This is a genomic window from Bradyrhizobium sp. MI1.4, from assembly GCF_055811315.1.
The window spans coordinates 49,543-75,847 of sequence record NZ_JBVVPP010000031.1 but is presented as its reverse complement, the minus strand read 5'-3'; the positions used below and the strand labels follow the sequence as shown (position 1 = coordinate 75,847).

The window sequence follows — 26,305 nt, the reverse complement described above, 5'->3', positions numbered from 1 at the left end:
AGCACGGCGACGAAGATCTGCGCCGTTCTGCGCTCACCGGTCAGGCGGTCGACCACCACCGGCACGCCATCGCCGGCATAGTCGACGAACAACTTGTCGCCGGCCGCATGGGCCTGGCGCATCGTCACCGACAGGCGGCCCTCCCAGGCGCGGTAGAGCTCACAGAAGCGCGAGTACCGGTATCCGCCGGGCTCGGTGGCGATATATTCCTCCCACAGGATCGACAGCGTCACGTGCTTGCGTTTGAGCTCGCGGTGCACGGTCGCCCAGTCGGGCTCGGCGATGCGGCGGTGACCCTGACGGTTGCCATTGCCGGTCTTCGCGAACAGGCGAAGTTCCAGAACCGTGTCGGTGACGTCGTCTGGCAACGGCCAGCTCAAGCCCGCGGCCTCGAACCGCCGGAGCGCCAGGCGCACCGTCGAGGGCGCCGCGCCCACCCGTCGCGCAATCTCGCGGCTCGGCAGCCCGGCCGCCTTCATTCTGATCACATCGCGCACACGGCGCATCGCAAGCCTCTCCGTCGGCATCCAGGGTCCCCTTCGCAAAGCCGAAAGAGTTGACCCTATGGGAGCCAGAAGAGGCCTCGTCACCCGGGCGACATCATCCCGGAATGGTGGGCGACATCATTTCGGAACGGGTGGGCGACTTCAAATCGGAATGGTGGGCGAGATCATCTCGGAATCCTGGGCGACATCGATCGGAATCCGCAACGCCACACACCTACGCACGCCGACGGCCGGCAGATGAAGATTACCTTTGGCGAGATGCGAGAGATGGGACCGCGCCGCGTGCTGGTCTATTGCCATTGCGGCCATCACGTCGCTCTGGAGGCCGACCGCTGGCCTGACAGTATGAGGCTATCGGACCTTGAGCCACGTTTCATCTGCCAAGGCTGCGGTAGTCGGGGCGCCGATGTTCGGCCTGACTTTGCGCCTCCCAAAATGGGCACCAACGCATGAAGGCCGCCAGCGTGAACCAGCTCTGATTCCGCGAGCATTCATGCCGCTGCGCCCTAACCTGTCCCGCCCTTTGTCTTTATCAAATCTCGAGCAAGGACCCGAACGGCCGCGCCGGGCAACTGAATGCCCGATAACTTCCACCCGTTGCCTTCAAAATGAAGGCTGACGCCTCCGGCACTTTCGCTATTACCGAGCCTGATCAGAAACTCTACAGGTTTAGTCGGCGATATGCGGCGGAGCGTCTCAATAATCCGGGACGTATCGATCGCGGACAGACTTTGCATGTTTGCTTCAGCGTCTCCCACCGCAATCGAGCCCCTGTTCAGAATGGCTGTAAGACTTTCCGGTGTGAGCATCTTCGCAATCATCGCGTCCGCAACTGAGGCTCCGTAAGTGTTCGCGGCCAAGCGTTCGAGAGGCTTGACAGGCCTGTCGCGGCCAATCTCCTGAAGGTAGGATTGAACGATCTGATCCACCAAAGACCGGCGCAGCCTTGCCGTGTCTGTACGGGCGAGAACCTCAGCCGCATCCTGTGCACGGACAGCGTTGACCAAACCTCCCAGAGAGACAACCGCCGAGCCGATGTAGATCGCTGAACAGGCAAATAGAGCAACCAAGATTCCCACAAACCACCGCACGAGCCATCCTCATCGAGCCTAGTGTTCCAACAGCTCGCAGGTTGGAGCGTTCCTCCGTATTGGGAACAGGCCCGCCAGCGTGATCCGGGAGGCAATCGGCGCTGTTGAAGGAAGGATGCAGCCCTCCCAAGTTAATGCAGTTGAGGCCCCGCCGTCCGAAAGCTAAACTGAGACCCTTGATTAAAAGAAGGATCGCCATGAGCTCCCGAATTGAGCTGAACCTGAGCGTCGTTGTGCTTGCGGATGACGCGAAAGCTGCGCATGAAATCGTGTCTCGCCTGCTGAAGTCCTCGCATCCGGCAGAAAAACACGAGGACCCAATCGAGAACATCGTTTTTCGCGGTGTCCGCGATGAAACAGTCTCGCCCTGGCGACCTGCGGCAGACGCTTCAAAGAATGGAAAATCGTTCTTCGCGATCGATCGAGCTATGGGCAAGGATGCTGCGGAATTCGCCGCGTCAGTTCGGTGGCATGCCGACAAGCAGGCCTTCGTCGACGCGTCGAATCTCCAGCCGTTTACCTTCACCCATTGGATGCCGATCCCGCCGGAATGACATCCCGCCAGCGTGAATTGGCGGGCACGAGGTGCCTCGTGAGGGAATGGTCTTCGCTACTGGCGCTAGGAGCCGTTAGTACCCCCCGCAAGCTACGACGGCAGCGCGGCGTTGCATGCAGACGCCGAACATATGACCCGTGCCCCAGCTTTCCGCGCATTGCTGACGCCAATAACCGCAGCTTTGACCACGAGGATCTCGATTATAGGACCGGCGATACCGATCCTGGCGGTAGTCATCGTACCCGTCTCGATCGACGTAAACGCCACCTGGGCCGACCTCAAATCGCTGCGCTTGGGCTGTAGTCATCGCGCCCGCACTCACCGCCAATAAAGCGGCCAGGGCTAAAATACATTTCCTCATCACCGTACCTCCTCCAGAAGTACAGAGGTAAATGGTCAATCCCCTAAGCTTGTTCCCCCTTCAGGAGGAATAAGGTCCCCGCGCTGCGGCCGACTCCAACCTCAAGAGGCCGCGAACTATCGTTTTGAGGGCTTTGGCGGCTCAATCAAATTTTTATAGAAATCACCCAGCTTGGGTGATGGCTCGCCCAGCAACCCGAACAGCTGCCCCAGATCGGAGGGAGGCGGTGCGGGAGGCGGCGGCGGCCCAAGCGCACGCTTCTTGTCCATCCACTCCCAAATCCATGCCGGCTGAATCCCATTCCGATCGCTCATGTCCGCCTTCACGATCAGCATGGAGTCGGAGGCACCAATGAAGGGCCTCAGCCAGTACACGAAATCGCTGGCGGGTCTCGCAGTCCAAACCAACCAACAATTGGGCGTATAACGGAGCCAATCAGGTGCAAGGTAATTGAAGGCAGGCTCTAGCTCTTGAACCTTGGGCAAACCTTCGTTGAACGTGAAGCTGATGTGCAAGAAGCGCTCGTTCATTTGAGGCTAGCCGGCTTTAGCTGTGTTGGGTTCTGAGGGTCGGGTATTAGCTCAGTGACGGGCGGCGACGGCAGGTTTTTCGCTGCAAGCTCGATCTGTCTGGTTTGCACGTAGGTTGGCCCTTCCGTGGCCGCCAAATCCGGATGGCGGCTCGCGAACCAGGCTTGGAAACCAAGGAACGCAAGAAAGGCAATTGCGCCGACCGCAACGATAGCCAGCATTCCGGCCTCGCTTGGAATGCGCGACAGCCCCACGGCCAACATCGCGAGCAAGACAACGAGAGCGACGGTCGTCTTACCAATCATCCCATGCCCCCAATTAATATGGGCCAGCCAAGCAAACGGGCTCGATCCTTTCGGCGGCGGCGGGAAAATTTCTGGTTGCATCGACTGCGATGACAGCCTTTGGTGCCTGAAGAGTCAACCCGTACGTCGCCGCTGCGCCGAGATTATCCACCTCAACTCTTTGATCATCTCACCAGCACTGCGGCAACTGCCGCATCCAAAATTGGCGCGGCCCTGCGCTTGATCTGGGCGCGTTAATCGCCGTCATGAACGCGCCTCTCGGTAGTCGCGAATATGCGCAAACGTCTTGCGGGCCGGCTTCTTCGGCGTGGGCCGCTTCGCTTCCTCAACTCGCGCAAGCTCAGCAGCAACGGCAGCGCGGAGCAGCGCCGCCCTCGCTTCGATCTTGCCGCCTTGACCGGGAATTCTGACGCGCTGACCCATCAGCGGCGCCCCAGCTTCGTGACCACAACTGACTTATCGCCACCACGGCGATTGGATACCGAACTCACCACGAGCGTGGCCGCCTCAGGCACCCCGTCAGCACTCGCGGTGATCTCAATCCGATCGTTCCGCCGGAGGTTCTCAGCCACCTCGTTGAAATATCCGGGGCTCTCGAGAATGTCGTCGAGCGCGTGATCGGTTTTGTAAAAGAAGGTATTCCAGGGCATTGCCTGGATTGCGAGGGAAAAGCCGTAAAGGTCCATTGCCACGAGGTCGTGAATGTCGCTCATGCCGTGCGCCCTCCGTGGCCGACCGCAGGCGCAGTGCCGTGGATCATCTCGTTGAGCTGCTGGATGCGACGCTGAACGTCACGGTCCCTGTAGCCTTCGCTGCCCGGCGGTGTTTTCTTGTAGATGGAATCCAGCTCGCGTTGCGCCGCGCTGTTGCCAGCCGGGAGGGCTTGGCGAGGCTCATCGAACTGCGAACGTCGGCTGCTTACCGTGCTGTCTCCCATAAGGTTGGCCTTCAGACGCCCATGTTGTGCGAGGTGTTCGAGAAGGATTGGATCGTTGCCTAGGCCGGAGGCCTCAACTCGATCAATCAGCTCCGGCTTGTTGGCCACAATGTCTTTGTAAGCCTCGAAGGCGTAGGCCAGGTTTTCTTTCGCGTCCGAGCCCCAACTCTGCACCAGCGCCGTGTGCTCGCCGCCGCTGCTGGTGAGCTTGTTCAGCGCGGTATCAACAACACTTGGCTGCGCCTGATCAGCCGGCTTCTGCTGGAGCTTGTCGGCCTCCAAGTGGTTCTTCAACCACGGCTGTACCGGCTCCGAAGTGGCAACGGGCTCATCCGGAATCGGCTGATTGAGTGCCTGCGCTTGGTCCATGTTGCCAGACAGCCAGGCTTCTGCGGCTGGGCTAATTTCGATCGTGTCAGTCATTGTCGCGCTCCTAGGTAGCCGTGAACCTTAAATTTCCCGAGTCCCTCATGAGAGATCGGGCCACGTGAAGATGACCCGCCGCTTTTCGGCGCGCAGACAATCGCACCAGCGACCGCGTTGCAAATATCGTCGTGGCCGCCAGGGGAATGATCGATGCTGTCCCGGCCGGCGCGCGACGTACGGCGCTCTAAGCCGAGCAGCTGAACAACGAGGCCGTTGTGGTCGAGCAGCTCAACAGTGCGGGAATTAATCTTAGGCAGAAGGTCGAGATACAGCTCGGATCTGTTTTTATCCGAGGGCTCATAATGTATGCCACGCTTGCGGAATTGTTCCCGTGGCCACTCACCAGCATACCGATCGCCGCGAACCATGGCGATGCGGTATTGCTTCACAAGTGAGCAAAACTCCTCCACGACCTCTTCAGGACTGAACGGAGCTTTACGCTCACGAATGGCATCCAGCACGACGGTGTCGCCCTCGCGGTGGGCAATCGCCAGGGTAAAGCTATCTGACGCGCCACCGCTGGGATCTACGAAAGCGTGGAAACGGTGGAGGCGATTGGGTGCACGCTCATACACCTTGCTTTCAATGCACGCCTCCACCGCCTCCCGCGTAACCAACGATTGAACGTCGGTACGAAATTCAGCGCCGTACTCTGCAGAGGCGCTCGCCTGGTCTCGCTCGTAAGCGGCCTCGATAACGCCCACGGGAACGGTCGGATTCATTGTCAGCGTCGGCGCCTTCCAAACGAGCGCTGGCGCATCGTTCTTGCCGAAGAAACGCGTGAAGGCGTCCCACATCGCGCCGCGACGGGCGTAGGGCGATGAAGCACAAAGCAACATCGCCCCAGGCACCGTCGCCATCCCCGGCCGCAACGCGTCTAAAACTTCATAATCTGGCGAACTGCTGTCCTCAGAGGGCCAGAAAGCCACCTCGTCGCAGAGTGCGGCCACGATCGTTCGGCCGCGCACCGTTCGGTAAGAACACGTTGCGACCTCGATGGTGACGGCATTGGTCAGTTCGACACTTTCGGCATTCTCTTGCGACACAAGCTTTTGCAGCATGGGCACCTCGAGGAGCATCGCCTTGAGGTAGCGGAGAATGGCTTGCGCCTGCTTGCGGTCCGCAGCAATGATGATGATGTAGCCGCGCTCGCCGGGCGAGAGGTAAGGCCGCCAGTTGTAGAAGCAGGCGAGGAAGACGGCGATGAGTGCCAGGACAAACGACTTGCCGGCACGGCGGCCACAGACCAGCCAAGCTTCGTTGAAGCGAACCTTGGGAGGCTCCGTCCGGGTGGTGCATTGGCGATAGATCGCCATCTGCTCGGGGGACATCGGCAGAGCGAACAGCGCGCAAAGGAAAGCGAACCACGCCTGCCACGTCTCGTGGTCCTTGAACCAGCGAGCGAATAGCTTCTCATCCGTGGTCGCTTGGAGAATGTCCATCAGGCCTTCAGGGCCTCTTTGATGGTGGTGCGGATCTCAGGTCGCCCGTCGTTAGCGTCGCGGATGACGAGCGTGGTGGACGGACCGAAGCCCTCCTCGATCAGGCGTGCGGCGCCATCGCGAACAGGATTGCGTGTGATGGCGAGCAGCCAACCGTCCGTGACCGTACGGAGATCAACAGCGCCGGGCCACGTGACGTTGGGGTGGCTGATGAGGATGACTTCGGGATTCACTTGCCGACCTTGACCTGCGGCGAGTTCGGCTCGCGATGCGTGGTGCCGCTGCCGGCAGCACTTGGCTTGCCGCCTTCGCGGCCGGGCATCAGGTAGTTGGGCTTAGCTGGTGTGGATTTGCTCATGGTGTTTCCTCGTTGATAGTGGTGGTGGACTCAGAAGGCCTCTGAGCGGGCTTGCCAGCCTTGCTGGCGACGTAGGCATCAAGGTCAAGCGTTGTGTCTCTCGCGCGACGACGCAGCCCCACGGTCTCAAGGAGGCGGCGCTGGGCGTTGCTGAGCGTGGCGTATTGGCCTGGATCGATCGGCTCGCCGGTCAACCAGCGAGCGGCCATGTTCTCGAGCATCGCGCCGGTCATTGCTGCGCTCTTCACGATCTCATGCTCACCCGTTGAGAGGTGGTCGTTGCCGCCGAGATCGGACACGAGCGCGGAAATGGTTTTGCTCACCGCCTGCGCGGCGCGCGTGCGGCCATCAAGATCCGCGAGCGTCAGTAGCTTGGTCTTTGGTTCAACTTCGCTCATGTTTCCTGCGCGCATCGCGGCGGTATTGAGGGTCTAGTTACCCGTATCGTTACCCGGTAACATGCATCGAGCCGTAACCTGTTGCAATATAACATAGTATTCCATTTGGTCCCGTGATCATAAATCACGAGCTAAATCGGCCCTGTTTATTTGTACCGACTCGCATAAAATGAGTTGCGCGCAGCTCGCGAGAAAAAATCCGCACGAGCTTGCACAAATGCAACGAGGATCGCCGACCGGCTTTTGCGCCCCACACCATCGAACGACAGAGAGGAACCGGCCGGCGTCCAACTAGTGAACGAACCGAACGCTCCGAACGTTCGTTCGCTCTGTTCAACGCCCCAATCCGAACGAACAGAACAGAACACCTATAGGGTGTTCTGTTTGTTCGGTGAGGTGTTCGGTTTGGTGATCCAAAGATGATCAATTCCACCAATCTCCCGCGAGCAGATCAGTTCATCCTCTACCGCCTTCTTGAGAGCTCGATTGAAGCGCATGCGCTTGCTGTCAGCCGTTTCTGCCGGGCACGCGGCAGTAAACTCATCCCGAACTTTTCCGGCAGGCACAGCACTGACGGTTGGCCCTTCGTTGCCGTACGGCTGCACGAGCTTGCCGGCGTCAAGGAGCGCGGTCGTGAGCGCAGCCTTAAATGGGCGTAGCGATTTCGCCCAGCCGTCTCTAGGACGCTCCAGCGCCTCCCGCTGGTCGTCTAGCGAGGCGCATGGCGTAATCGAGCCAACAACAGCAGCTGTCACCGGTTTGCCACTCGAGGTGCGATCGACCTCAACGAAGTTCAGGACATAGTCGAATATGGGCCGATCCAAAGCCCCGCCTTTGTCCTTTTCCTTGATCAGCCGATAGCCGGACTTTGTTTTGACCGTTCGGAGGATGAAGTCAGAGTTGCCCCTCCATCGATAGCTTCCGGAAATGCCCTTGGACTCGTCTTTGCCAGGGTGGGCGACAAAGATGACGGAGCTGCCAAACTCACCGTTCAATGCGCGCCCTAAGGCGAAGCAATGCCCAGCCACGTCATCGTCATTTAGGCTTTTACCGCCGACAGCGGCTGGCAAGGTGTCGATCGTGATGAGGAGGGGCGGCTTGCCACCGTTGCGGGCAGTATCCTTCCTCACGCGCTCGATGAACGTTCTTCGATCGCGCTCGAGGGTGATATCCAGATCGGCTTTGATAATGCCCCAGTCAAGGTGCGAGAGCTCAATCTGCCCCTCTTTGGCAATCGCGCGCATGCGCCTTCGATAGTCGGCCTGCGACTCGTAGACACCGACCAGCACGCGGCCCGGCTTAGATGGATAGATTGGACCATCCGCCAGGTGCGCTCGCCCGAGGCCCGAACCGCCGGCAATCGCCTGGTTCATGGCGTTGGCAATAGCAGTTTTCCCCGTTCCGGTTGGCCCATAAACAAAGCCGGTCTCACCGCAGCCGATGATCGATCCAGATTCCAGATCCTCAATCAGTGGATTAGGATCGTCGTCGCTGAATTCAACGTAATGGGCGAGGTCTTGGATGCCGCAGTCGTCGTCCTCTTGCGTTTCGCCAGGGCGAGCAAAATCGAAATCGCCCCTTTTGGCCTCCTGGACATAATCCCAGATCACCTCCTCGCCGAAGTGATCCAGCAAATTGAGCCGCAGCGCCGTATCGAGCATCCGTTTCTCAACGTCGATTGCCTTGTCCAGATTCCCGAATTCCTGGTGCTTGAACAGTCGGCCGGCTAGGACACGGTATCGTAGCTCCATCGCTGCGACGAGCCGACGTTCCACCTCCTTCTCGTCTAGATCCTTGTGAAAACGCTCGTTACCCCTCACGTACTGTGCGAAGAATCTGAGCTCGAGCTTCGCATCAGATGGCGAGCATGCCTCAACCGGCTTGTAGTCGGGCATCCCGATCACAAATGGAATCTGTTTTGCTGCTGTCATCGCGCACCTCCGTACACAAACGGAGCCAGCGCTTCGGCCAGCGAGGCTGCGATCGCACAACGGCGCAGAAGCGAGGCGGCTTGCAGTTTGTTGAGCGATGCTATAGATTCCGTAGCGTCTTGGCGGACACGAAGAATCTCTTGGGGGGCCTTTGCGCCCCCCTCTTCTTTTTCAATCATGTGATTAAGCGGCCTCCATTGCCCCAGCGCGGTGGCGCTGGTCGAAGGCATCCAGCTCGGCAAGCACGAAACGATTGCGGCCGTTGATCTTCATTGGCTGCGGGAAGCCCAGCTCTGGATCATTCATCCATCGCCAGATCGTTTGATGGCTGCACCGATAGCGCTTCTGCGTTTCCGGGCCGGTCAGGTAGAGGTTAGTGGGAGTTGAGTCCATGTAGGGCTCCTCTGTTTCAGGAGCCCCCTATTCATCACATGGAATGGCGGTGCGCACATTGTTACTTGCGCACCACCACCCCTAATTCGAGCCAACGGAGAATGGTCTTCTTAGAAACGTAAGTTTTTGGGCGCTCGGCGGTCGGATCCGGGTTTTCGACCAGATATTTGCGCATGTTACGCTCGATGTCGTTTATCCCCGCATCTGGATTTTCGCTGAGATATTCCTGCACTCTGCTCGCCTTCACTGCATCAACACCGCCGGCCGGCGGGGCAGCTTGGTCGAAGAGGATCTGGAATAAGTCAACCAAGCCCTTAGGCGGCGGGATGGACGCCCGCTCGCAGGCCCGCAGCATGCGATAGGCGAAATTGCCCGCGTCGCTATCGCCCAAGCCGCCGCCGGCCCTAACCGGCGCCGCACCAAGCGCATGCCGGTCGCGCAGAGCCACGCGGATGTTCTCACACAGATCTGCGATTGCGCGCGGATCACTGTCCGCGCACGCCGCCTTTATGAGCCCTTCGTCAAACAGCGCCATTAAGCCCTCAACGCAAAGACGTTGCCCGCCGGCGGGTTCAGGATCAACTCCACCAAGCCCGCCAGCGCCTCGAATGCCGCGCGCTTCTCATCCAGGTACTCATGCCGGTCGTAGGTCTCACGCACCCCACCGATGACGTGGCCCAGCGCGCGCTCAGCATGATCGGTCGGCACCTTCGCCCGGCTCATCAGGCTGCGGGCGGTGCGGCGCAGGTCATGCAGGCGCCACGCCGGCATTGGCTCACGGCCGTCCGCCTTCCTGATCTTGGCAATGGCCGCATCGAGGTCGCGCTTGGCCTTGGAGAACCCGCTAAACGGCTTGTCGCCGCCAGTGGTCGAGAACAGGAACCCCTTCTCGCCCGACAACAGTTTCTTGGCTGCCTCCGACAGCGGGATGACGTGATCTAGCTTGGTTTTGTAGCGGTCAGCCGGGATGGTCCACACGTCCCCGTCGATCTCGCTCGAGTGCATCCGGGATGATTCGTTGCGCCGGGTTGCGCAGATCAGGAGCGATTTGACATACCGAGCGTAGCAGGCCGGTTCCGCAACCCGCTCTAAGCCGGCCCAGACGTCCCGGATTTCATCGTCGGCCAGGGTCCGCTTCCCTGCCCTGTCTTTAGTCTTGGTGCGAGCCATGCCTTTGACGATCGGGGAATTGAACTCGTCGTCGCGGGTGGCGTACCAGTTACAGGCCTTCCGGAAATAGGCCAGCGTCCGATCGGCCATCACCGGGCCGTTCTCATCGGCGATGTCGTCCAGCATATCCACCACGTGCGAGCGCCGCAGATCATAGATGCTGATATCGCCGATATCGGGCTTAACGAGGCGGTCAAAAACGGTCGCGATCTGGTCGGCGCTGCGGAGGTTGGCCTCCTTCCGAACGTAGCGCTCAACGAACTGATCCAGGATGTGGCTGACCGTCTTCCTGACCTTAGCTTCCTTGCGCTTCCGTTCCGTGCCGGGGTCGATACCGCGCTGCATCTTGACGGCAGCCGCGCTGGCGCGCTGGCGGGCCTCCGGAACACTGAGCGCGGGCAGCTCCCCGGTAGCGTCCGCATCCGGCTTTGCCCCCGCCTCGAGCAGAGTTCCGAGGGTCAACTTCCTGCTCTTGCCGTCAGCCCGGTAGCGGTACGCCCAGCTCTTCGATCCGCTCGGCTGGATCACGAGGTACAGACCATTTCCATCGTGGATCTCAATCCGCTTGTCAGGATCGGCCTTTTTCTTGTGGGCGGCTGCGTCGGTCAGCTTGGGCATCATGCGCTCCGGGTAGCTCGTGGGGTAGCTGGACCGGGGTGTTACGCTGTGTTACCCCGTGGGAGTAACAATGCATTCCAAATGCTGTTTTGCCAAGGAAAATAGCGGTTATTTCCCATACCCCGTGATGTCGTGGAATGCTTTGAAATGGTACTTTCGTGACTTTTAATCACGGGGTCCTGGGTTCGAGCCCCAGCGCGCTCACCAACACAATGAAGCAGTAATCCCAAACGCAACTTCGACAGAAAGCTCCATGTCGGCACTGTGTCGGCAGCTGGAATTCCGCTGCCGACGCGTCCTGCCGCCGCAAATGAGCGGCGCTTTGATGTCGGCGCTTGCCGACGAGACTCTTCCGGAAAACTGGTGTGCCCAAAGCCATTCCGCCCCAAATAGGCCGCCTCAGTTGCCGCTCTCTCAGACGGTGCCGACGTCCCGCACGCCGGGCTCCGCCTCGTCACCGGAGCCAGAGAACAAGTAAAGTAAGGCGGCGCCGGTCGTCCCCGCCTTAAGCGCGCAATCTTGATTTGGGCTCTCTCCCCGGCGACAGGCCAATCCTATATGATAACCAACGGACCATCGGCAGGAGCCTCTCCATGCTTGCCTCAATCATGTTTGGCTTTGTCATTGTCACCCTGATGATGTGGTGTGGGCGCGTGACCGCCAATTTCGCGGCACAGAGAGGCCGGTCTAGGCGCATTTGGTTCATCTGGGGAGCGCTGCTGTTTCCACTGTTTCCGGCTCAATGGTTCGTCTTGGGACTTCTGCCAAAGAAGTAAGGCCGCTTCTCAAACGTCCGCCTCTTTCATTTGCCTATCGGCCTGAGTTCCGGGCGGAACGAACGGACAGTCGAACGATTGCTCCTCTTGAGTAGGAGTTGCGTCATGCGTCATGCGCCGTCGATTGTGCCGCTGGATCGGCTCGACCGGGAGATTTACCTGGTGCTGGAAGACTTCGGCGCGCGCGCCGGCTGCTCCTGGCGCGAGGCCGACGAGCAGGATACCGAAATCGAGACCATCATCCGCGACCTACTCTCCGGGCAGTACGCGTATCCCGTCCGTATCGTCGCCTTCAACGCCATCGAGGGCTGGTCTCGCGATGCCACCAGCGAGATCGCAGATGAGCTTGCCGAGCGTGTCACGAGTAGCGAGATCACGCCGGCCTTGCAGGCCTTCGTCCAAGCAAATGCTTCCCGACCTTTTGCTGTACAACTGGCGCTTCCTCTACGGGGGCCGCCTGAGTTCAATCTGTGATCGTGATGTTGCGTGGGGATTGCGGTGCCAGTGCACTAAACAGGCACAGCCGTCGGAAGTTCGCGCTTCCCTTCGGCATGATTTTTTGGTACCAAATAAAATGAAACCAGCAAAAAAGATTCGCGCCAAAAAGCATCGCGGCCGCCCCGCTACTGGTCAAGGCGTCCAGATCGGCACGCGCTGGCCGGAGGCGACTGTCGCTCAGATCGACGCATGGGCGTCGGGGCAGGAAGACACTCCGGCTCGCTCTGAATCCATCCGTCGGCTGGTTGATATTGGCTTGGGCAAACCCGCCCCCGCCCTCGCGGTTACGTCTACCGCCAAGGCCTCGTCCGAGCGGGCTCGGGAAATGGCGGGTAATGCGATCGACAAGCTCAAAGACAACAAAGCGAGCCCGGATGACCAGGCCAGCCGCAAGCGGCGGCTCGTCAAGGGACCCGAGGAATTCCAGAATGTTCGACGCGACCGGCCAAATCGAAAATGAATTGACCGGCGCCCGCCTGGTCAATCTCGCCTGAAGGCAAAAAGCAAATGATCAAACCCAAACGGTCGGCCGCGCAACAAGTCGCGGACGAAGCCGATCGAAGGACCCTCAATCCGATAGGATCGAGACAGACAATAGCGGACAGCCAAGCCACTCCGGAGTTTCAGGAGAACCTCAAACGCCTGAAGTCCGAGCGGCTGGAGCGTGAGGCTAGACTGAATCCGAAGCACAAGGTCTGATTTGAGCTTATCGACCCTTCGCCTCGCCTGGCTGGGCCGGTCAGGCGAACGGGCCGCGTCGGATGGCGGGTGCAGAAGGTCATGGGAATGTTGAACCGACGGTGGATGATCTTCCTGCTGGTTTCCGTGGTGATTGTTTGCTCGATCTTCGCAGGCGCCCGGTACTATCTGAGCAAATGCCATGGCATGGATGCGTGCGCGGCCGCCGAAGCCGAGAGCCATGAGCGAGACAAGCCAACCGAGCCACAATAGTTCTTGGGTGAAAAGCCGGCTGCGGAGGCGGATGAAGCCACCGGCGAGTTCGCGAACGAATGTCAGTCGACCCCGACGACGGCCTACACCACGCCGCCGAAGTCGATGCCTTCCTTGGCAAGCGCCTCGGCTTCCTCGGCGGACGTTGTCGGCTTCGTGTCGAGGTAGGGACGCTCAGTCGCCGGCATTATCGTGCGGATGTTTTGGCCGTCTGTCCGCGTGATGCGAGCAACCCAGCGCTTGGGGCCGTGCTCGACTTGCTGGATATGGTACTGCTTATAGGTAATCATGACTCACGGACGCAACTGACGCTAACGGCGGCTCCCTTTATATCCAACGGCAGGCCGCCGAACAACGATTTCCTAAAGTGAGGTTAAGATCGCCGGCGTGAACCCGTTCAGCGATCATTCAGCCGCTCAGGCGTAGGCATAGTGCGATTGGGAGAAGTCCGATGATCGGTGCAGTTGTCGCAACCTTGCTGGCTCTACAGCTCGGTGAGGTTCATCAGGTTCAATACCGTGTCCCTGTGCACCCACCGCCGTGCGGCCACGGCTGGGACGTCAGCGCCCGCGACGGCATGTGCTACCCCAACGGCTACTTGCCGCCGCAAGAACAGGCCGCACGGCAGTACTATGGTGGCGGTAGAGGCTATGGCCATTATCCCGTTCCTTGCGGAAACGGTGCCGATATCGATACCCGCGACGGCCAGTGTTACCCGACCGGAACGGTTCCGCCGCAGTTTCAACAGGGCCGGCAAGGCTATTACGGCGATGATTATTACGAGCGCCGTCCGAGGCGCCGCTACTATTGAAAGACCCTCAGGGCAAACCGGCGGGCCCCTGATCATCGCTTCTTAGGATTCGCGGGGGGGGGGGGGGGGGGGGGGGGGGGACGCCGGGGGGGGGGGGGGGGTGGGGTGAAAAAACACCGCACCAGGGCCCCCCACCAGAGCGCGGCCGGCGCCCCAAAAAAATAAAACCCCCCCCCCCCCCCCGCGGGCCGCCCCCTTATCTTCGTTTTTTTTTTGGGGGGCCCCCGCCCCCCCCCCCCCCCCCCCCCACCATTCCGTAGTTCCAAGTCGGGTAAAAAGCCGCGCTCACGTGAGCCCGCCAAGTGAGCGCGGACGAAGTCTCAGATCACCTGCCTGACCCTATCTTCAGCTCTCCGGGCCCGAAACTGTGGCAGGCACGCTCAACGGCGCTCCTCCAACTGAAACGGGACCTGCAGATTTCGACTGCCGAACCATCCGCTTGCGCATCGCTGCGGACAGTCCATAGCGCGCATGCGCTCTTCGAACCGAGGACGTGACGTCCGACATCATGGCATTTTGCAGCGAGTCGATCTTCGCAATCAGCGTGGACAGCTGCGAAGATACCTTCTTCACATCCACCCGTTCGTCCGTGATGCTCTGCCGCAGCGAAAGCAGCACCATCGAATCCGCCTGCAGCACAGCCGCGTTTTGTTGCAAGGCCTGATTGCTCTCCTGCAGCGAAGCCGTGTGTTGCTGCTGGGTCGACTGAATATCCTTCAAGGCCGCGACAACCGGATCCGGCTTTGGCGCTGAAGCCTCTTGGCGCGGGAGCAGATCAGCCAGGCTGCTCAGATTCAGCGATGGCAGGCCGGACGGCCATGTGTAGATCGCCGCGGCGCCGTTGATGGCCAGGGCACACACCGACAGCGCCATGACGGACGTCCGGCTGGATCGCTTGATCGGTTCCGGAGCGTCCAAACTTGCGGGTTCGCCGGCGGCGATGGCCGCAGCCAGTGCCGCAGGGTCGAGCTGTTCGACAAGGCCTTGCGTTTCGAAAGTCGCGGTCATGGCATTGACCCCAAATGAGCGAGCAACAGGAAGCCGTCGCCGGAACGTCCTCGCGACAGCTCCCTTACGCAGCACCCATCTACAACTGTCTAAAATTGTGGGCTTTTCAGCTTAATTCCACGTTAGCGGCCGCGGCCTGCTGCAGACCCCGCCACCCCCGGCCGACTACGGGGTCGTGCGAGGGTCATGACAGGCAGGCCGGTGCGCGAGCTCCTCCCGATCCCGGGAAGCCGCCCTGGTCCGAAGCGGATTTTCCGAAGTTGGCAGACGACCCCTGTTTTGCCCGACGCGTCAACCCGGCGTCTCCGCCGGATGCAGGACCGCCATGTGCCAAAAAGAAAGCGTTGCGCCAGCGGGACTTAGCTACTGTGCATGGGGTTGTTTTCGCGATTTTGGCCACCGCCTGCTCGTGCGCCGGGCCCCTGTCCCAAAAGCCGCGAGACAACCCGCTCAAAAAGTGTAGGATTCGACAAAACAGGGAGGAGCGGCATGTTTGAAATCAGCGGTTTCGACACGGCAGGAATCGTCAGCCTCAAGCGGCTGTCACTCGCCGCCGCCCTCAAGAAGGCCAAGGAGCTCATCGCCGACGGGTGCTGGGGCGTTCAGGTGATCGGTCCAGGTGGCCAGGTCTACACCTCGTTCGAGGAGCAAGCCGCGTAGTCGCCCGCCTTCGGCACCAGCCTTCGGCATCATTCGAAAAGCACCCGACCGATCGCGCGCCGCGCGCTCTGGCCGTGGCGGTGATCGACGTGAAAACCCCAGCGCCTGGTGGAGCGCTGGGGCGTTTTCAAAATATCAATCGGTCAAGCAATGAGGCCTTCGTAGCAGCGATCTCGACCATCGCTTGTGAACTGCTTCACACGGCCTTCGATCTTTCCACATCTTGACGAGGCTCAACTGCCGCGCGCCGTGCCGTTGCCAATCAACTCGTTTGGGAGCACGCTCTCTCCAGGCGCGCAGACGCCGCTCAGGGAGAAAGCCATGAAGGACACGGGCCTGGATCATCGCCACCGCGACAAGGATGGCGCGATCAGCAAGAAGCACGGCAACACGCTGGTCGGTACGTTGCGCAAGATCTACGGCAAGGGTTTTGCTGCCGGTTATCCGGATACGACTGAACTCAGCGAGGTCTTGCATCAGTTGAACGAGACATCGCTGAGCCAGTTGCGGCGCGATCACGACACCGGGCATCTCGGCCACAAGATCGACCACGTCCCGAAGTGACGGACGTCACGAGTCCCAACTTCAGGTAGTTGAATCAACTGGGCTGCCGGGCGTCTCGGCGAACTTGCCGTTTGAGCCCTCGCCGCCCGAGCGCTAGGATGAGCCTTTTACGGAGGCTCATTTGAAACAGTTCATGATCATCACCGCCATTGCACTCGCCGTGACGGCTCCCGCCTGCTCGCAGGCTCTCGTCGATCCCAACAAGGTTGCTCCCGAATATCGCGAGGCGGCCGAGAAGCGGCGGGCCGAGCAGATGCGGCAGCGCGAATGCGCGCTGAAGGCGGATCTCGAGAAGGTGCTGCCCAGGGATCGCACCGTCTATCTCAACCATTGCCTGGACACGATGGCGGCCAAGCAATAGCGCCTGATCGAGCGGCTTGGTGTCGCCGACGCGTTCAAGCTTTCTTCAGACATTTGGGATCACCTGACGATCCATTTTCATCAGTCATTGTCGATCGACCGCGCATGAGTTTCGTCCAGATTCAGTGCACGCGCTGCAAGACCGTATTCCGCGACCGCGCGGGACGGTTGCAGGACGGCTATTCCAGGCAATGTCCGAGCTGCGAGGTGGTGCTGTTCTTCGCGGAGGATTCACCGAACCCTCAGGTCAAGCAGGCCATGAAGCGCGCGCGCAAGGCTCGCAAGGAGCAGCGCGAAGCCGAAATGGCCAGAATGTCCGCGCCGCAAGTGCGCGGCAATTTTTCGCGGGCCCACACCGGACGGATACAGCTCTCGTCGGAGGACGACGAGGAGGCCTAGCTCACCCGCGCTTCCGCGGAAACAGGCGGTCGCGGATATAGCGCGAGGTCGGCGTTAGGCGGATGCCGCGCGGCTTCTGCCAGACGGCGCGGTCGATCTCGTGCTTGTCGCCGATCGCGAGCCTGCCCTTGGCGCCCTTGGCGATGAAGATCGCGTCGCTCATCTTGCGGCCGGAACGCTTGTTCCTGGCCGTCACTTCCTTCCAGAGGCTGATCCGGCCGAGCTTCAGCTTGGGCAGCTCTTCCTTGATCTCCCGCCGCAGGCAGTCCTTGTCGGACTCGCGCGCGCGCTTGCGGCCGCCCGGAAACATCCACAGGCCGTCCGACCGGCGTCTGACCAACAATACCTTGCCGCGCTTGGCGGCAACCAGTTTGGAAGACTTCGCCATGTCCGCCGTAATCGAAAATAGAATCGAGCCCATGGTAACTTGTCTAGTCGGATAGACAAGTTCCGGATGGATCTTGATCACCCGGGCCAAGGCCGTCAGATCTGATTAAACCCGGCAGGCCGATCCCGCCGTTCGAGGCGCCAGATCAGCCCTCGCCCGCCGCTGTGCCCGCCCTTGCCCCCGCCTCTGCCCGGTCCTCCGTCCTGATCCAGGCCATCATCATCTCCCAGGCCACCGACAGGATGATCGGGCCGATGAACAGGCCGACGATGCCGTGGGCGAGCGTGCCACCGATCACGCCGACGAAGATGACGATGGTCGGCGTGGTCAGGCCGCGCCCCATCACCAGCGGCTTCAACATGGTGTCGAGGAAACCGACGAGGACGAGAAACACGGTGAGCAGCAGCGCGGTGGTGACGTCCTTGGCGGTCCAGATCCAGATGATCACCGGCAGCAGCACCAGGAAGGCGCCGATCTGCACGATCGAGAGCAGCAGCACAATGAAGGCGAGCAGGCCGGCGCTCGGCACCGCGGCAAGCTTGAAGCCGATGCCGGCGAGCAATGCCTGCACGATCGCGACACCGATCACGCCTTGCGCCACGGCGCGGATGGTCGCGCCCGCGAGCCCCAGGAAATGCTCGCTCTGTTCGGGCACGATGCGAAACAGGAAACCGCGGCCGGCCGCAACCAGCCGCGGCCCGTGCGGAAACAGGAAGCCGGCCACGAACACCGAGACCAGGAACTGGAGCGTGCCGACGCCGGCATCGCCCGCGAGCGACAAGAGCGGTCCCGCCAGCGGCTGGAGATACGGCGCCACCTCGCGGAGCACTGCGCGGATGTTGTTGTAGGCCTGCTCCCAGAGGTCGAATAACCAGGGGCCAACGACCGGCCACGACTTGAGCTGCTCCGGCGCCGATTGAAGCGCGAGGTCGCCGGTGCCGAGCTGGTGCGCCAGCTCGCGCACGCCGTCCACTGCACTGATCCCGAGCCAGGTCGCAGGACCGATGACGATGCCGAGCGTGATCAGGGTCAGGATCGCCGCTGCGGTCTTGGGCCGGCCGCCGAGGATCTTGGCGACCCAGCTGAAGGCCGGGTAGAACGCGACCGCGAGCACGCCGCTCCAGGCAAGGATCGGCACGAAGGGGCGGATGATCAGCAAGGTCCAGATGATCAGCAGGCCGAGCAGGCCGACGCGGATCACGAGCTGGATGATGTCCTCGCCCGTCAGGAGCTGACGCAGACTTTTCACGGGCACGGCTTTCCTTGCGGCATTGACGCGGGTTCCGGCACTTGCGCGGCCCCGCGTTATTGCCAGCCGCGCACCCGGCGTCAAGGCGACCGGGCCGGCCCGAGCCCGTGATTAGGAACGCATCGGGCCATTCTGCATTTCGAGACGATGGCACGCCGCCCCAGAGAGCCCGTCGCACACGCGGGAATTCACCGCGGCATCCGCTTTTCACTGACGCCAAACGCCACACCGGGCTATTGGCGCTACACCTATGCCGTCGGCGACAGGGCCCGCTCCGGGCGCGTGCAAGGCAGGCTGCCGTTGCTCGCCATCAGGCGCGTGCAGATGTGCATCGACCGGGACATGCGAAGCATCCGGACCGGCGATTGATCTTGCGGCGGCGCCGTGGGCGAGCGCCGGCAAGGTGCGCGACGTGATGCCGGCTTGGCTAACGGTGATTAACCGGATTTCGGCCGACCGGTTTACGTCGATGCAAAGGCGTGCACCTACGCTTCCATCGAGGTCCCTCAAACCACTTCGGTGCAATGGCCAATACCATCTGGACGATCGAAGAATTCACCTGCGCGGGTTGCAGCATGAACTACACGGCGACAAGGGAGGAGCACGCCGAAGCGCATTCCGGCACCTTCAAGTGCAGCATCTGCAGCGGCGTGGTGCACACATGGTCCGGCAAACATCATTTCTTCGGCTGGGAAGCGGTGAAAACCAAGCCACCCGTGTTCGGAAGGCGTTGGGCCGGAGCCGGCGGGTAGACTGCTTCCACCGGACCCAGACCAGCTACTCCCGTCAACGCCCCCTGCCCGAACTGCGGCTTCTGCTACTCTGCGGCAACGGTTAAACTCTCCGCCCCGCAACTGAAGCCGACACGCAATGACCTCACCCTTCGTTCCCCAGATCGCCCTTTACCGCACCTGGCTCGCCGAGAAGCGCGGCCTCAACTTCGACAGCTACGAGGAGATGCGGCAATGGTCGGTGCGCGATCTCGACGGGTTCTGGCACGCCATCTGGGACTATTACGATCTGCAATCGCCGACGCCGTTTGCCGCCGTGATCACCGAGCGCAAGATGCCCGGCGCGGTCTGGTTTCCCGGCGCGCAGGTCAACTATGCCCGGCAGGTGTTCCGCCACGTGGACGCGGCTGACGCCGCCGGCCTGCCCGCAATCGTCAGCTGTGGCGAGGACGGCAGGCTTTGCGAGACGAGCTGGCCGGAGCTGCGGCGCAAGGCGGCTGCGCTCGCGCTGCATCTGAAAGAAAAAGGCATCAAGCCCGGCGACCGGGTCGCCGCCTATCTGCCCAACATCCCCGAGACCATCATCGCATTCCTGGCGAGCGCCAGCATCGGCGCGATCTGGAGCGTGTGCGCGCCCGACATGGCCGCGCCCGCCGTGATCGACCGCTTCAAGCAGATCGAACCGAGAGTACTGATTGCCTGCGACGCCGTCACCTATGCCGGCCGCCGGCACGATCGCAAAGACGTCCTCGCCGTGCTGCGGCGGTCGCTGCCGACGGTCGAGCACGTCATCCTGCACAGCGAGGCCGCCGCGCCCGCAGCGGCCGACGCCCTGCTCTCCGAAATTAGCGCAACAACCGGCGCGGAGATCGACGCGTTCGAGCCGGCCTGGCTGCCGTTCGATCATCCGCTCTGGATCGTCTATTCCAGCGGTACCACCGGCCTGCCGAAGCCGATCGTGCACGGCCATGGCGGCATCGTCATCGTGGTGCTGGCGCTGCTCGGACTGCACAACGATCTCGGCTGCTCCTACCACGAGAACTCGTTCGGCGAGCGCTATCACTGGTACTCTTCGACGGGCTGGATCATGTGGAACAGCCAGGTCGGCGGCCTGCTCAGCGGCACCACCTGCTGCATCTTCGACGGCAGCCCCGGCGGCGCCAGGGACAAGCCAGACTGGACCACGCTGTGGCGCTTCGTCGCGCAGTCGAAAGCGACCTTCTTCGGCGCGGGCGCCGCGTTCTTCGCCAACTGCGCCAAGGCCGAGGTCGACCTCGCCGCCGCCGGTGATCTCTCACAGCTTCGATGTCTCGGCTCGACCGGCTCTCCGCTGAGCGCCGACACCCAAGCCTGGTTCAACAACCGCTTCGCTGGCCTGTCGAAGACCAACGGCAGCAAGGCGCAGGCCGATATCTGGTGGGCCAACATCTCCGGCGGCACCGATTTCGCCGGCGCGTTCATTGGCGGCAATCGCGAACTGCCGCAGACGCCGGGCGCGATGCAGTGCCGTCTGCTGGGTGCTGCCGTGGAAGCCTTTGACGAACAGGGCCGCGCCGTCATCGGCGAGGTCGGCGAGCTCGTCTGCACCGAGCCGATGCCGTCGATGCCGCTCTATTTCTGGAACGACAAGGGCGGTGCGCGCTATCGCGCGAGCTATTTCGAGACCTATCCGGACAATTTCGACGGCACCGGCCGTGGGCCGGTGTGGCGGCATGGCGACTGGCTCAAGGTCGACCCGGACGGCTCCTGCATCATCTATGGCCGCAGCGATGCCACCATCAACCGGCATGGCCTGCGCATGGGCACGAGCGAACTCTATTCCGCGATCGAGGCCTTGCCGGAGGTGCTGGATTCCCTCGTGGTCGATCTCGAATATCTCGGCCGTGACAGCTACATGCCCCTGTTCGTGGTGCTGCGCGAAGGCGTCGCCTTCGACGGCGCGATGCAGGCGAAGATCAACAAGGCGATCGAGGCCGGCCTCTCGCGCCGATTCCTGCCCAACGAGATTTTTGCGGTCGCCGAAATTCCCCGCACGCTCTCGGGCAAGAAGCAGGAGCTGCCGATCAAGAAGCTGCTGCTCGGCCAGCCCGTCGAGAAGGTCATCAACCGCGAGGCGATGGCCAATCCCGCCTGTCTCGACTGGTATCTCGCCTTCGCACGCGACTATCTGGCGCGGAGCGAGACTTGAAGGAGATCGCCGCAATTGCGCCGATGCCGTTTGGACTCCGTTCACCGATCGCCGCTAGAGCAGGATGCATCTTCCGCAACGAACGCGCGCCATGGCCGACCTCAACGCCGTCCTCTCCAGGCTGAACGACCGTCTGCTCCGCCTCGAGGGCGAGCTGTTCGTGCTGCGCTCGCTGGCCCGCGCGACGCTGACGGCGGGCGATGACCACGCGGCGCGAATGCGCAAGCTGGTCGAGGCCGCCAAGGTCGCGCTCGACGACGAGGCCACGCGTCCCCTCGACAAGCCGACGCGCAAATATGTCGATGCGGCGGCCGCGCTGGTGGAGGAATTGCTGGTCGAGCCGACCCAGGCGCGGCCGTTGTTCACCGTCATCGACGGTGGCCGGCGCGACTGAACGTCAAACTGGCCGTCCGTCGTCCGTCGCGGCGATATCGCCCGACTTGAGCCGGCTGAGGCCGGCTTCGATGATCGCGATCTCCTCGTCGATCTGGCCGATCGGCAGGCTGAAGTCGTAGCCGGACCTGCTCTTCAGATCGACTGCAAGCCGTTGCCTGTGCATCATCAGCTCGTCGAGGCCGCGCCGGTTCTTCAGCCGGACATAGACGTCGACGATCTGCTCAATCGCGCTCGGCATGAAATAGGTCCCGGCGAAAAAGCCCGCACGGCGCACCCGCGCCGGCGCGACAATCTCGGTGTCGCGGTACGCAATACAAATCCGCGACGGATTCGTCGATACGCCAAGCTGGTTGAGATCACGTTACCGTCAGATGATTTCGTGATGGCCGAGCATGAAAAAGCCGCAGGCGATCACGCCAGCGGCCAAATCCGGGTTCGAAAACGGATGCGGGTTGAAATGTCGCCAGCCCCGGTCGGTCCACGTTCTAACGGCAAATCCCTGGGTCTCTCTGTTAAAAACGAAACACAGGAACCGGCCGTCGGCACTCGCCGCACCACCGTGGCGGCGCGGCAACGCTAGTCTGTGACGCAGAAATATTTGCGCGGCAGCTTGCGGTAGGCGCTGTAGCGGTAATGCGGCCGGTACGCGTAGCCGCGATAGAGCGCCGGCGGCTCCTGGCCGTAATAGGCGCCGTGATAAAAATTGGTGACCGGCCCTTCCGCGCAGCGATAGGTGTCCCAGGTCGGGCCGATGAAGGGCGCCACCCCGACCTCGGGCGGAACCACGGGATAGGGCGGTCCGCCAGCGCGCGCCGAAGTGGTTGCAACCAAGGCCGCGAGAAGGACAAACCACGCGCTCCGCATGCGTTCACTCCGAGCCGATGCCATGCGCATGGAAGCACCGGACCGGCCGACACCGCAATCGCGGAATTCATCGCGCAGCCTCGCCCGGCGCGTTGTTGATAACCGGCGCAAACCCAGCGCGGGTGGTGACAGGACGTCCGGACGTGTTATCGGGAGATGACGCAGTTGCGAGACGGATCGGACACCCATGCGCATTACTCTTGTCGGCTCCCGCCATTTCGGCGTGACCACCCTGAACATGCTCCGGGAGCATGGTGTCTCGATCGTGCGCGTCGTGGTGGCCGACGCCGAGGATCGTCTCGCCGCAACAGCCAAGGCGGCGGGCATCGACGTCGTGGTCCAGGCCAATCCCAAACTGGTGGTGGCCTCCGAGATCGCCCCCGACACCGATCTGATCGTCACCGCGCACAGCCACGCCCGGATCGGCAAGGACGCGCTTGAGGCAGCGAAGCTGGGCGGGATCGGCTATCATCCCTCGCTGCTGCCGCGTCACCGCGGCAAGGCGGCCGTGGAATGGACCATCAAGGAAGGCGATCCGATCGCCGGCGGCACGATCTATCACCTCGCCGACCGCATGGACGCTGGCGCCATCGCGGCCCAGGAGTGGTGCTTCGTCAAGAAGGGCGAGACGGCGCGGGAACTGTGGGAGCGCGCGCTCGCCCCGCTCGGGCTCAAATTGCTGGCCGACGTGATCGACTATGCCAAGGTCCACAAGGCGCTGCCGTCCAAGACTCAAGACGAGCAGTTCGCGACTTCAGCGCCAAGTCTTTCCTGAGGCCCTTTTCCTGAGTCGATCTCCTGACGTTTACCCTTAACGTGACGGGGCATTGATTTTGCTTCAAGAATCCCAGCCTGAAACCCAAATAAACCATTGTTCCCACAGGAACAATTTTCGATTTGGCACTGCACCAAATTTCCGTCACATTTGGCCCGAATAAGGGTCAGCATATCAGACAAATTCAAGGACGGATTTTATGCGTTTTGCTCGCATTGCGGCGTTCTGTGCCGCCTCAGTTACCACCCTCGCCGCGCCCGCCTTTGCCCAGACCCCCTATGACGGCAACTGGCACGTCACCATCGTCACCAAGAGCGGCACCTGCGAGCCGACCGCGAGCTCCTTGCTGACGGTTGCCGACGGCAAGATCACCGCGCCCGGCGCTAACGTTTCCGGCACCATCGGCAGCGGGGGACTTGTGAAAGTTTCGATCAATGGTGCATATGCCAACGGTCAACTCAGCGGCAACGCCGGATCGGGGAAGTGGAATGGAGCATCTGCAGGCATACCGTGCAGCGGGCGGTGGGAAGCATCGCGCCAATAGAAAAATCGTGACGAGCGGTGTGGGCCGGCGGCTGCTGATCGCGGCCGCCGTTATGTTTGCCGCCGGAATTGCCAACTCCGAGAGCAAGGCCCAGTCCGGCCCGTTCGCCCCGCTGGCCGGCAGCTGGAGCGGCTCAGGCACGGTCACCCTGGATGACGGCTCGACCGAACGGATCCGCTGCCGGGCGAAATACGCTCCGATCGGACCGACCATGGAGTTGTCTCTGACCTGCGCCAGCGACGCCTACAAGTTCAACCTCGGTGCCAACGTCAAGGCTGAAGGCAGCGCCATCGCGGGCAGCTGGTCCGAGGCCAGCCGCAATATCAGCGGCTCCCTTTCGGGTCGCGGCGCCGGCGGAAACTATGAACTGCTCGCCTCCACTGCCGGCTTCAACGCCAACATCTCGCTGAAGACGTCCGGCAACAAGCAGAACGTCACGATGCGCGCTGACAGCCAGTTCCGCGGCGCCAACATCTCGCTGTCGCGCTAAGCCGATACGAGTAGATTGACAATCGACCCGGCGATCTCGCCGGGTCGATTTTTATGTGCCCGGCACGAACGCCGTGACCTCGATCTCGACCTTGGCCCGGTCGTCCACGAGGCCGCCGATGTAGAGCAAGGTCGAGGGCGGGAAATTGCGCCCCAGCGTTTCCTTCCAGGCCGCGCCGATGCCGGCCCCGGCTGCCTCATATTCGCTGCGGCTGGTCAGGTACCAGGTCAGGCGGACGATATGCTCGGGGCTGGCGCCGGCCTCGCCCAGGAGCATGATGATCCGCTTCAGCGCGGTCCCGACCTGCGCTGCCATGTCAGGCGCGTAATTGCCGGTCTCGTCGCCGCCCGTCTGCCCGGCCAGCACCACCCAGCGGCCCGGCCCCTCGACCACGACACCATGGGAAAAGCCGCGCGGTTTTTTCCACTCGGCCGGCTGCAAGATGTGCATGAGCGAAGATCTCCCGATTGTTCTCGTTGTTCACTGATGCCTTAGCACGGCGCCCTGCATCGCTGCACCGGCAGATTTGACCGTTGCAAACGGCGAGGATGTCGCCGATACCGGCCTTTCCTCAAGACCTCGCCTCTCACACCCGCGCCGATGAACACGACACCGTCCAAAACGATGGCTGCCCTGTGGATGGCCGGCTGGCTGTCGCTGATGCTGGTCATGGCGGTCGCCGGACGCGAGACCACGCGCGAGCTGAATGTATTTCAGATCATGGAAGTGCGTTCGCTGCTAGGATTCCTGTTGCTTTCGCCGTTCATCTATCGGGCCGGCGGCTTCAAAGTGCTCAGGACGTCGCGCCTGCCGCAGCACATCGGGCGCAATTTGGTGCACTATGTTGCGCAGCTCGGCTGGTTCTTCGCGCTGACGCTGATCCCGATCGGCCAGGTGGTGGCAATCGAGTTCACCATGCCAATCTGGACGGCGCTGCTCGCAGCGAGCCTTCTCTCCGAGCGCATGACGCCGTGGAAGATCGCCGCCATCGCGCTTGGCCTTTTCGGTGTGATCGTCATCGTCCGACCCGCCACCGGCGAGATCAATCCCGGTCAACTCATCGCACTCGGCGCCGCCATGGGCTTTGGCGTGTCCATGGTGCTCGTCAAATCGCTGACCCGCACCGAAAGCGCGCTGTCGATCCTGTTCTGGATGCTGGTGGTGCAATCGGTCGCAGGCTTCATTCCGACGCTGTTCGTCTGGACGTGGCCCTCCGCCTACGTCTGGGCGTGGGTCGGCGTGATCGGCGTCTGCGGCACGTTTTCGCACTACTGCCTCGCCAGCGCGATGCGCTATGCGGATGCGACCATCGTTGTTCCCATGGACTTCCTGCGAGTTCCATTGACCGCGACCGCTGGCTGGCTGCTGTATTCGGAGCGGCTTGACACCTGGACGGTGGTCGGCGCCGCGCTGATCCTGTTCGGCAATCTCCTGAATCTAAAGCCAGCTCCGGCAGATCCTGCTCCCGCGCGCTGAACCTCGCGCCGCCTCGCGCGACAAAACCAAGTGGCCGTGTGATTTGGATCACGTTGGAAGGATATTCCATCGTGCACATTCTGCCACACAGCAGCGGGTTGAACGCGACGAACTGCCGTTTTGGTGGCGCCGAGGCGGGCACTTCATGTAAGTTC

Annotated in this window: 42 protein-coding genes and 1 tRNA gene; 21 read left to right on the top strand and 22 right to left on the bottom strand. The window is 61.8% G+C overall.

Annotation, left to right across the window (positions count from 1 at the left end; genetic code table 11):
• Positions 1–506 (bottom strand): helix-turn-helix domain-containing protein (locus AC0L23_RS26985; protein WP_473357546.1); only part of this gene is annotated, 506 nt, incomplete at its 3' end.
• A 141-nt stretch (positions 507–647) separates the two neighbouring features.
• A complete protein-coding gene (locus tag AC0L23_RS26980) occupies positions 648–815 on the bottom strand; it encodes a hypothetical protein (RefSeq protein WP_473357548.1) in 168 nt (55 codons plus the stop codon).
• On the opposite strand from AC0L23_RS26980, the gene AC0L23_RS26975 reads away from it, so the two are divergent.
• Positions 744–959, top strand: a complete 216-nt coding sequence (locus AC0L23_RS26975) for a hypothetical protein (protein ID WP_473357545.1) — start codon at positions 744–746, stop codon at positions 957–959. The genes AC0L23_RS26980 and AC0L23_RS26975 overlap by 72 nt on opposite strands.
• Positions 960–1,012: 53 nt before the next feature.
• Here AC0L23_RS26975 and AC0L23_RS26970 read toward each other — a convergent pair whose 3' ends face one another.
• A complete protein-coding gene (locus tag AC0L23_RS26970; protein ID WP_473357544.1) occupies positions 1,013–1,597 on the bottom strand; it encodes a DUF2939 domain-containing protein in 585 nt (194 codons plus the stop codon).
• 197 nt (positions 1,598–1,794) lie between these two features.
• Here AC0L23_RS26970 and AC0L23_RS26965 point away from each other — a divergent pair, with 197 nt between their 5' ends.
• Positions 1,795–2,151, top strand: a complete 357-nt coding sequence (locus tag AC0L23_RS26965) for a hypothetical protein (protein WP_473357543.1) — start codon at positions 1,795–1,797, stop codon at positions 2,149–2,151.
• Between the two features lie 479 nt (positions 2,152–2,630).
• On the opposite strand, the gene AC0L23_RS26960 is transcribed toward AC0L23_RS26965, so the two are convergent.
• The 12 genes from AC0L23_RS26960 to AC0L23_RS26905 all read right to left on the bottom strand — a co-directional run bounded on the left by AC0L23_RS26960 (position 2,631) and on the right by AC0L23_RS26905 (position 11,022).
• Entirely contained in the window at positions 2,631–3,044 is a 414-nt protein-coding gene (locus AC0L23_RS26960; RefSeq protein ID WP_473357542.1) for a hypothetical protein, read from the bottom strand.
• The gene (locus AC0L23_RS26955) at positions 3,041–3,349 is read right to left on the bottom strand and encodes a hypothetical protein (protein ID WP_473357541.1); all 309 of its coding nucleotides are present in this window, start codon (positions 3,347–3,349) and stop codon (positions 3,041–3,043) included. Before AC0L23_RS26955 ends, AC0L23_RS26960 begins: the two co-directional genes overlap by 4 nt.
• A gap of 422 nt (positions 3,350–3,771) precedes the next feature.
• Positions 3,772–4,062 carry a hypothetical protein gene (locus AC0L23_RS26950; protein ID WP_473357540.1) on the bottom strand — a complete coding sequence of 97 codons (291 nt, stop codon included), beginning with the start codon at positions 4,060–4,062 and terminating at the stop codon, positions 3,772–3,774.
• Complete coding sequence (locus AC0L23_RS26945) at positions 4,059–4,709, bottom strand: hypothetical protein (protein WP_473357539.1); 651 nt, start codon at positions 4,707–4,709, stop codon at positions 4,059–4,061. Before AC0L23_RS26945 ends, AC0L23_RS26950 begins: the two co-directional genes overlap by 4 nt.
• Entirely contained in the window at positions 4,706–6,154 is a 1,449-nt protein-coding gene (locus tag AC0L23_RS26940) for a hypothetical protein (RefSeq protein WP_473357538.1), read from the bottom strand. Before AC0L23_RS26940 ends, AC0L23_RS26945 begins: the two co-directional genes overlap by 4 nt.
• On the bottom strand, positions 6,154–6,387 hold the full coding sequence (locus tag AC0L23_RS26935) for a hypothetical protein (protein WP_473357537.1): 234 nt from the start codon (positions 6,385–6,387) through the stop codon (positions 6,154–6,156). The genes AC0L23_RS26940 and AC0L23_RS26935 overlap by 1 nt, the downstream gene beginning before the upstream one ends.
• Positions 6,384–6,512: a hypothetical protein gene (locus AC0L23_RS26930; protein WP_473357536.1), complete on the bottom strand. Its 129-nt coding sequence runs from the start codon at positions 6,510–6,512 to the stop codon at positions 6,384–6,386. The genes AC0L23_RS26935 and AC0L23_RS26930 overlap by 4 nt, the downstream gene beginning before the upstream one ends.
• Positions 6,509–6,910, bottom strand: coding sequence for a hypothetical protein (locus AC0L23_RS26925; RefSeq protein ID WP_473357535.1), 402 nt, complete (start codon positions 6,908–6,910; stop codon positions 6,509–6,511). Before AC0L23_RS26925 ends, AC0L23_RS26930 begins: the two co-directional genes overlap by 4 nt.
• 368 nt (positions 6,911–7,278) lie before the next feature.
• Positions 7,279–8,841, bottom strand: coding sequence for an AAA family ATPase (locus tag AC0L23_RS26920; protein WP_473357534.1), 1,563 nt, complete (start codon positions 8,839–8,841; stop codon positions 7,279–7,281).
• A 183-nt stretch (positions 8,842–9,024) separates the two neighbouring features.
• Positions 9,025–9,234 carry a helix-turn-helix transcriptional regulator gene (locus AC0L23_RS26915; protein WP_473357533.1) on the bottom strand — a complete coding sequence of 70 codons (210 nt, stop codon included), beginning with the start codon at positions 9,232–9,234 and terminating at the stop codon, positions 9,025–9,027.
• 61 nt (positions 9,235–9,295) lie between these two features.
• Positions 9,296–9,769, bottom strand: a complete 474-nt coding sequence (locus tag AC0L23_RS26910) for a hypothetical protein (RefSeq protein WP_473357532.1) — start codon at positions 9,767–9,769, stop codon at positions 9,296–9,298.
• Positions 9,769–11,022 (bottom strand): tyrosine-type recombinase/integrase, encoded by a 1,254-nt coding sequence (locus tag AC0L23_RS26905; protein WP_473357531.1) that lies wholly within the window; start codon positions 11,020–11,022, stop codon positions 9,769–9,771. Before AC0L23_RS26905 ends, AC0L23_RS26910 begins: the two co-directional genes overlap by 1 nt.
• Before the next feature lie 126 nt (positions 11,023–11,148).
• Here AC0L23_RS26905 and AC0L23_RS26900 point away from each other — a divergent pair.
• The 5 genes from AC0L23_RS26900 to AC0L23_RS26880 all read left to right on the top strand — a co-directional run bounded on the left by AC0L23_RS26900 (position 11,149) and on the right by AC0L23_RS26880 (position 13,247).
• Positions 11,149–11,229 (top strand) — tRNA-Lys (locus AC0L23_RS26900).
• A 386-nt stretch (positions 11,230–11,615) separates the two neighbouring features.
• Positions 11,616–11,798 (top strand): hypothetical protein, encoded by a 183-nt coding sequence (locus AC0L23_RS26895; RefSeq protein ID WP_143273837.1) that lies wholly within the window; start codon positions 11,616–11,618, stop codon positions 11,796–11,798.
• A gap of 105 nt (positions 11,799–11,903) precedes the next feature.
• Positions 11,904–12,272, top strand: a complete 369-nt coding sequence (locus tag AC0L23_RS26890) for a hypothetical protein (RefSeq protein WP_085384049.1) — start codon at positions 11,904–11,906, stop codon at positions 12,270–12,272.
• 100 nt (positions 12,273–12,372) lie between these two features.
• Positions 12,373–12,756 carry a hypothetical protein gene (locus AC0L23_RS26885; RefSeq protein WP_085384048.1) on the top strand — a complete coding sequence of 128 codons (384 nt, stop codon included), beginning with the start codon at positions 12,373–12,375 and terminating at the stop codon, positions 12,754–12,756.
• Positions 12,757–13,064: 308 nt separating this feature from the next.
• Complete coding sequence (locus tag AC0L23_RS26880) at positions 13,065–13,247, top strand: hypothetical protein (protein ID WP_018457954.1); 183 nt, start codon at positions 13,065–13,067, stop codon at positions 13,245–13,247.
• A gap of 83 nt (positions 13,248–13,330) precedes the next feature.
• Here the strand turns inward: AC0L23_RS26880 and AC0L23_RS26875 are convergent, their stop codons facing one another.
• Positions 13,331–13,537, bottom strand: a complete 207-nt coding sequence (locus AC0L23_RS26875; RefSeq protein ID WP_085384046.1) for a hypothetical protein — start codon at positions 13,535–13,537, stop codon at positions 13,331–13,333.
• Positions 13,538–13,698: 161 nt separating this feature from the next.
• On the opposite strand from AC0L23_RS26875, the gene AC0L23_RS26870 reads away from it, so the two are divergent.
• Positions 13,699–14,058: a hypothetical protein gene (locus AC0L23_RS26870; RefSeq protein ID WP_143273397.1), complete on the top strand. Its 360-nt coding sequence runs from the start codon at positions 13,699–13,701 to the stop codon at positions 14,056–14,058.
• Between the two features lie 345 nt (positions 14,059–14,403).
• Here the strand turns inward: AC0L23_RS26870 and AC0L23_RS26865 are convergent, their stop codons facing one another.
• Positions 14,404–15,066, bottom strand: coding sequence for a hypothetical protein (locus AC0L23_RS26865; protein WP_085384044.1), 663 nt, complete (start codon positions 15,064–15,066; stop codon positions 14,404–14,406).
• Between the two features lie 489 nt (positions 15,067–15,555).
• On the opposite strand from AC0L23_RS26865, the gene AC0L23_RS26860 reads away from it, so the two are divergent.
• The 4 genes from AC0L23_RS26860 to AC0L23_RS26845 all read left to right on the top strand — a co-directional run bounded on the left by AC0L23_RS26860 (position 15,556) and on the right by AC0L23_RS26845 (position 17,049).
• On the top strand, positions 15,556–15,726 hold the full coding sequence (locus AC0L23_RS26860) for a hypothetical protein (RefSeq protein ID WP_018457957.1): 171 nt from the start codon (positions 15,556–15,558) through the stop codon (positions 15,724–15,726).
• A 321-nt stretch (positions 15,727–16,047) separates the two neighbouring features.
• Positions 16,048–16,290 (top strand): hypothetical protein, encoded by a 243-nt coding sequence (locus AC0L23_RS26855; protein ID WP_007590794.1) that lies wholly within the window; start codon positions 16,048–16,050, stop codon positions 16,288–16,290.
• 133 nt (positions 16,291–16,423) lie between these two features.
• A complete protein-coding gene (locus AC0L23_RS26850) occupies positions 16,424–16,651 on the top strand; it encodes a hypothetical protein (RefSeq protein ID WP_473357547.1) in 228 nt (75 codons plus the stop codon).
• A 104-nt stretch (positions 16,652–16,755) separates the two neighbouring features.
• Positions 16,756–17,049, top strand: a complete 294-nt coding sequence (locus AC0L23_RS26845) for a hypothetical protein (protein WP_085384042.1) — start codon at positions 16,756–16,758, stop codon at positions 17,047–17,049.
• A gap of 1 nt (position 17,050) precedes the next feature.
• On the opposite strand, the gene AC0L23_RS26840 is transcribed toward AC0L23_RS26845, so the two are convergent.
• Complete coding sequence (locus tag AC0L23_RS26840) at positions 17,051–17,437, bottom strand: NUDIX hydrolase (RefSeq protein ID WP_026233469.1); 387 nt, start codon at positions 17,435–17,437, stop codon at positions 17,051–17,053.
• A 145-nt stretch (positions 17,438–17,582) separates the two neighbouring features.
• The gene (locus tag AC0L23_RS26835; RefSeq protein ID WP_026233470.1) at positions 17,583–18,692 is read right to left on the bottom strand and encodes an AI-2E family transporter; all 1,110 of its coding nucleotides are present in this window, start codon (positions 18,690–18,692) and stop codon (positions 17,583–17,585) included.
• A gap of 141 nt (positions 18,693–18,833) precedes the next feature.
• On the opposite strand from AC0L23_RS26835, the gene AC0L23_RS26830 reads away from it, so the two are divergent.
• The 4 genes from AC0L23_RS26830 to AC0L23_RS26815 all read left to right on the top strand — a co-directional run bounded on the left by AC0L23_RS26830 (position 18,834) and on the right by AC0L23_RS26815 (position 21,999).
• Positions 18,834–19,055: a hypothetical protein gene (locus AC0L23_RS26830; RefSeq protein ID WP_085353139.1), complete on the top strand. Its 222-nt coding sequence runs from the start codon at positions 18,834–18,836 to the stop codon at positions 19,053–19,055.
• A 155-nt stretch (positions 19,056–19,210) separates the two neighbouring features.
• Positions 19,211–19,438 (top strand): hypothetical protein, encoded by a 228-nt coding sequence (locus AC0L23_RS26825; RefSeq protein WP_018457964.1) that lies wholly within the window; start codon positions 19,211–19,213, stop codon positions 19,436–19,438.
• Between the two features lie 118 nt (positions 19,439–19,556).
• Complete coding sequence (locus AC0L23_RS26820) at positions 19,557–21,605, top strand: acetoacetate--CoA ligase (protein WP_473350744.1); 2,049 nt, start codon at positions 19,557–19,559, stop codon at positions 21,603–21,605.
• Between the two features lie 91 nt (positions 21,606–21,696).
• A complete protein-coding gene (locus AC0L23_RS26815; protein WP_026233471.1) occupies positions 21,697–21,999 on the top strand; it encodes a hypothetical protein in 303 nt (100 codons plus the stop codon).
• 3 nt (positions 22,000–22,002) lie between these two features.
• Here AC0L23_RS26815 and AC0L23_RS26810 read toward each other — a convergent pair whose 3' ends face one another.
• Positions 22,003–22,239: a hypothetical protein gene (locus tag AC0L23_RS26810; protein WP_026233472.1), complete on the bottom strand. Its 237-nt coding sequence runs from the start codon at positions 22,237–22,239 to the stop codon at positions 22,003–22,005.
• Positions 22,240–22,383: 144 nt separating this feature from the next.
• On the opposite strand from AC0L23_RS26810, the gene AC0L23_RS26805 reads away from it, so the two are divergent.
• The gene (locus AC0L23_RS26805) at positions 22,384–22,581 is read left to right on the top strand and encodes a hypothetical protein (RefSeq protein WP_143273395.1); all 198 of its coding nucleotides are present in this window, start codon (positions 22,384–22,386) and stop codon (positions 22,579–22,581) included.
• Here AC0L23_RS26805 and AC0L23_RS26800 read toward each other — a convergent pair.
• Complete coding sequence (locus tag AC0L23_RS26800; RefSeq protein ID WP_085384040.1) at positions 22,578–22,865, bottom strand: hypothetical protein; 288 nt, start codon at positions 22,863–22,865, stop codon at positions 22,578–22,580. The genes AC0L23_RS26805 and AC0L23_RS26800 overlap by 4 nt on opposite strands.
• Positions 22,866–23,052: 187 nt before the next feature.
• Here AC0L23_RS26800 and AC0L23_RS26795 point away from each other — a divergent pair, with 187 nt between their 5' ends.
• The 3 genes from AC0L23_RS26795 to AC0L23_RS26785 all read left to right on the top strand — a co-directional run bounded on the left by AC0L23_RS26795 (position 23,053) and on the right by AC0L23_RS26785 (position 24,674).
• On the top strand, positions 23,053–23,640 hold the full coding sequence (locus tag AC0L23_RS26795; protein WP_018457969.1) for a formyltransferase family protein: 588 nt from the start codon (positions 23,053–23,055) through the stop codon (positions 23,638–23,640).
• Between the two features lie 199 nt (positions 23,641–23,839).
• Positions 23,840–24,184, top strand: a complete 345-nt coding sequence (locus AC0L23_RS26790; RefSeq protein ID WP_018457970.1) for a hypothetical protein — start codon at positions 23,840–23,842, stop codon at positions 24,182–24,184.
• A complete protein-coding gene (locus AC0L23_RS26785; protein WP_026233473.1) occupies positions 24,129–24,674 on the top strand; it encodes a hypothetical protein in 546 nt (181 codons plus the stop codon). The genes AC0L23_RS26790 and AC0L23_RS26785 overlap by 56 nt, the downstream gene beginning before the upstream one ends.
• 51 nt (positions 24,675–24,725) lie before the next feature.
• Here the strand turns inward: AC0L23_RS26785 and AC0L23_RS26780 are convergent, their stop codons facing one another.
• The gene (locus tag AC0L23_RS26780) at positions 24,726–25,124 is read right to left on the bottom strand and encodes a RidA family protein (RefSeq protein WP_085384038.1); all 399 of its coding nucleotides are present in this window, start codon (positions 25,122–25,124) and stop codon (positions 24,726–24,728) included.
• A gap of 150 nt (positions 25,125–25,274) precedes the next feature.
• Between AC0L23_RS26780 and AC0L23_RS26775 the strand changes: the two genes are divergently transcribed.
• Positions 25,275–26,150: a DMT family transporter gene (locus AC0L23_RS26775; protein WP_085353150.1), complete on the top strand. Its 876-nt coding sequence runs from the start codon at positions 25,275–25,277 to the stop codon at positions 26,148–26,150.
• Positions 26,151–26,305 lie beyond the last annotated feature (155 nt).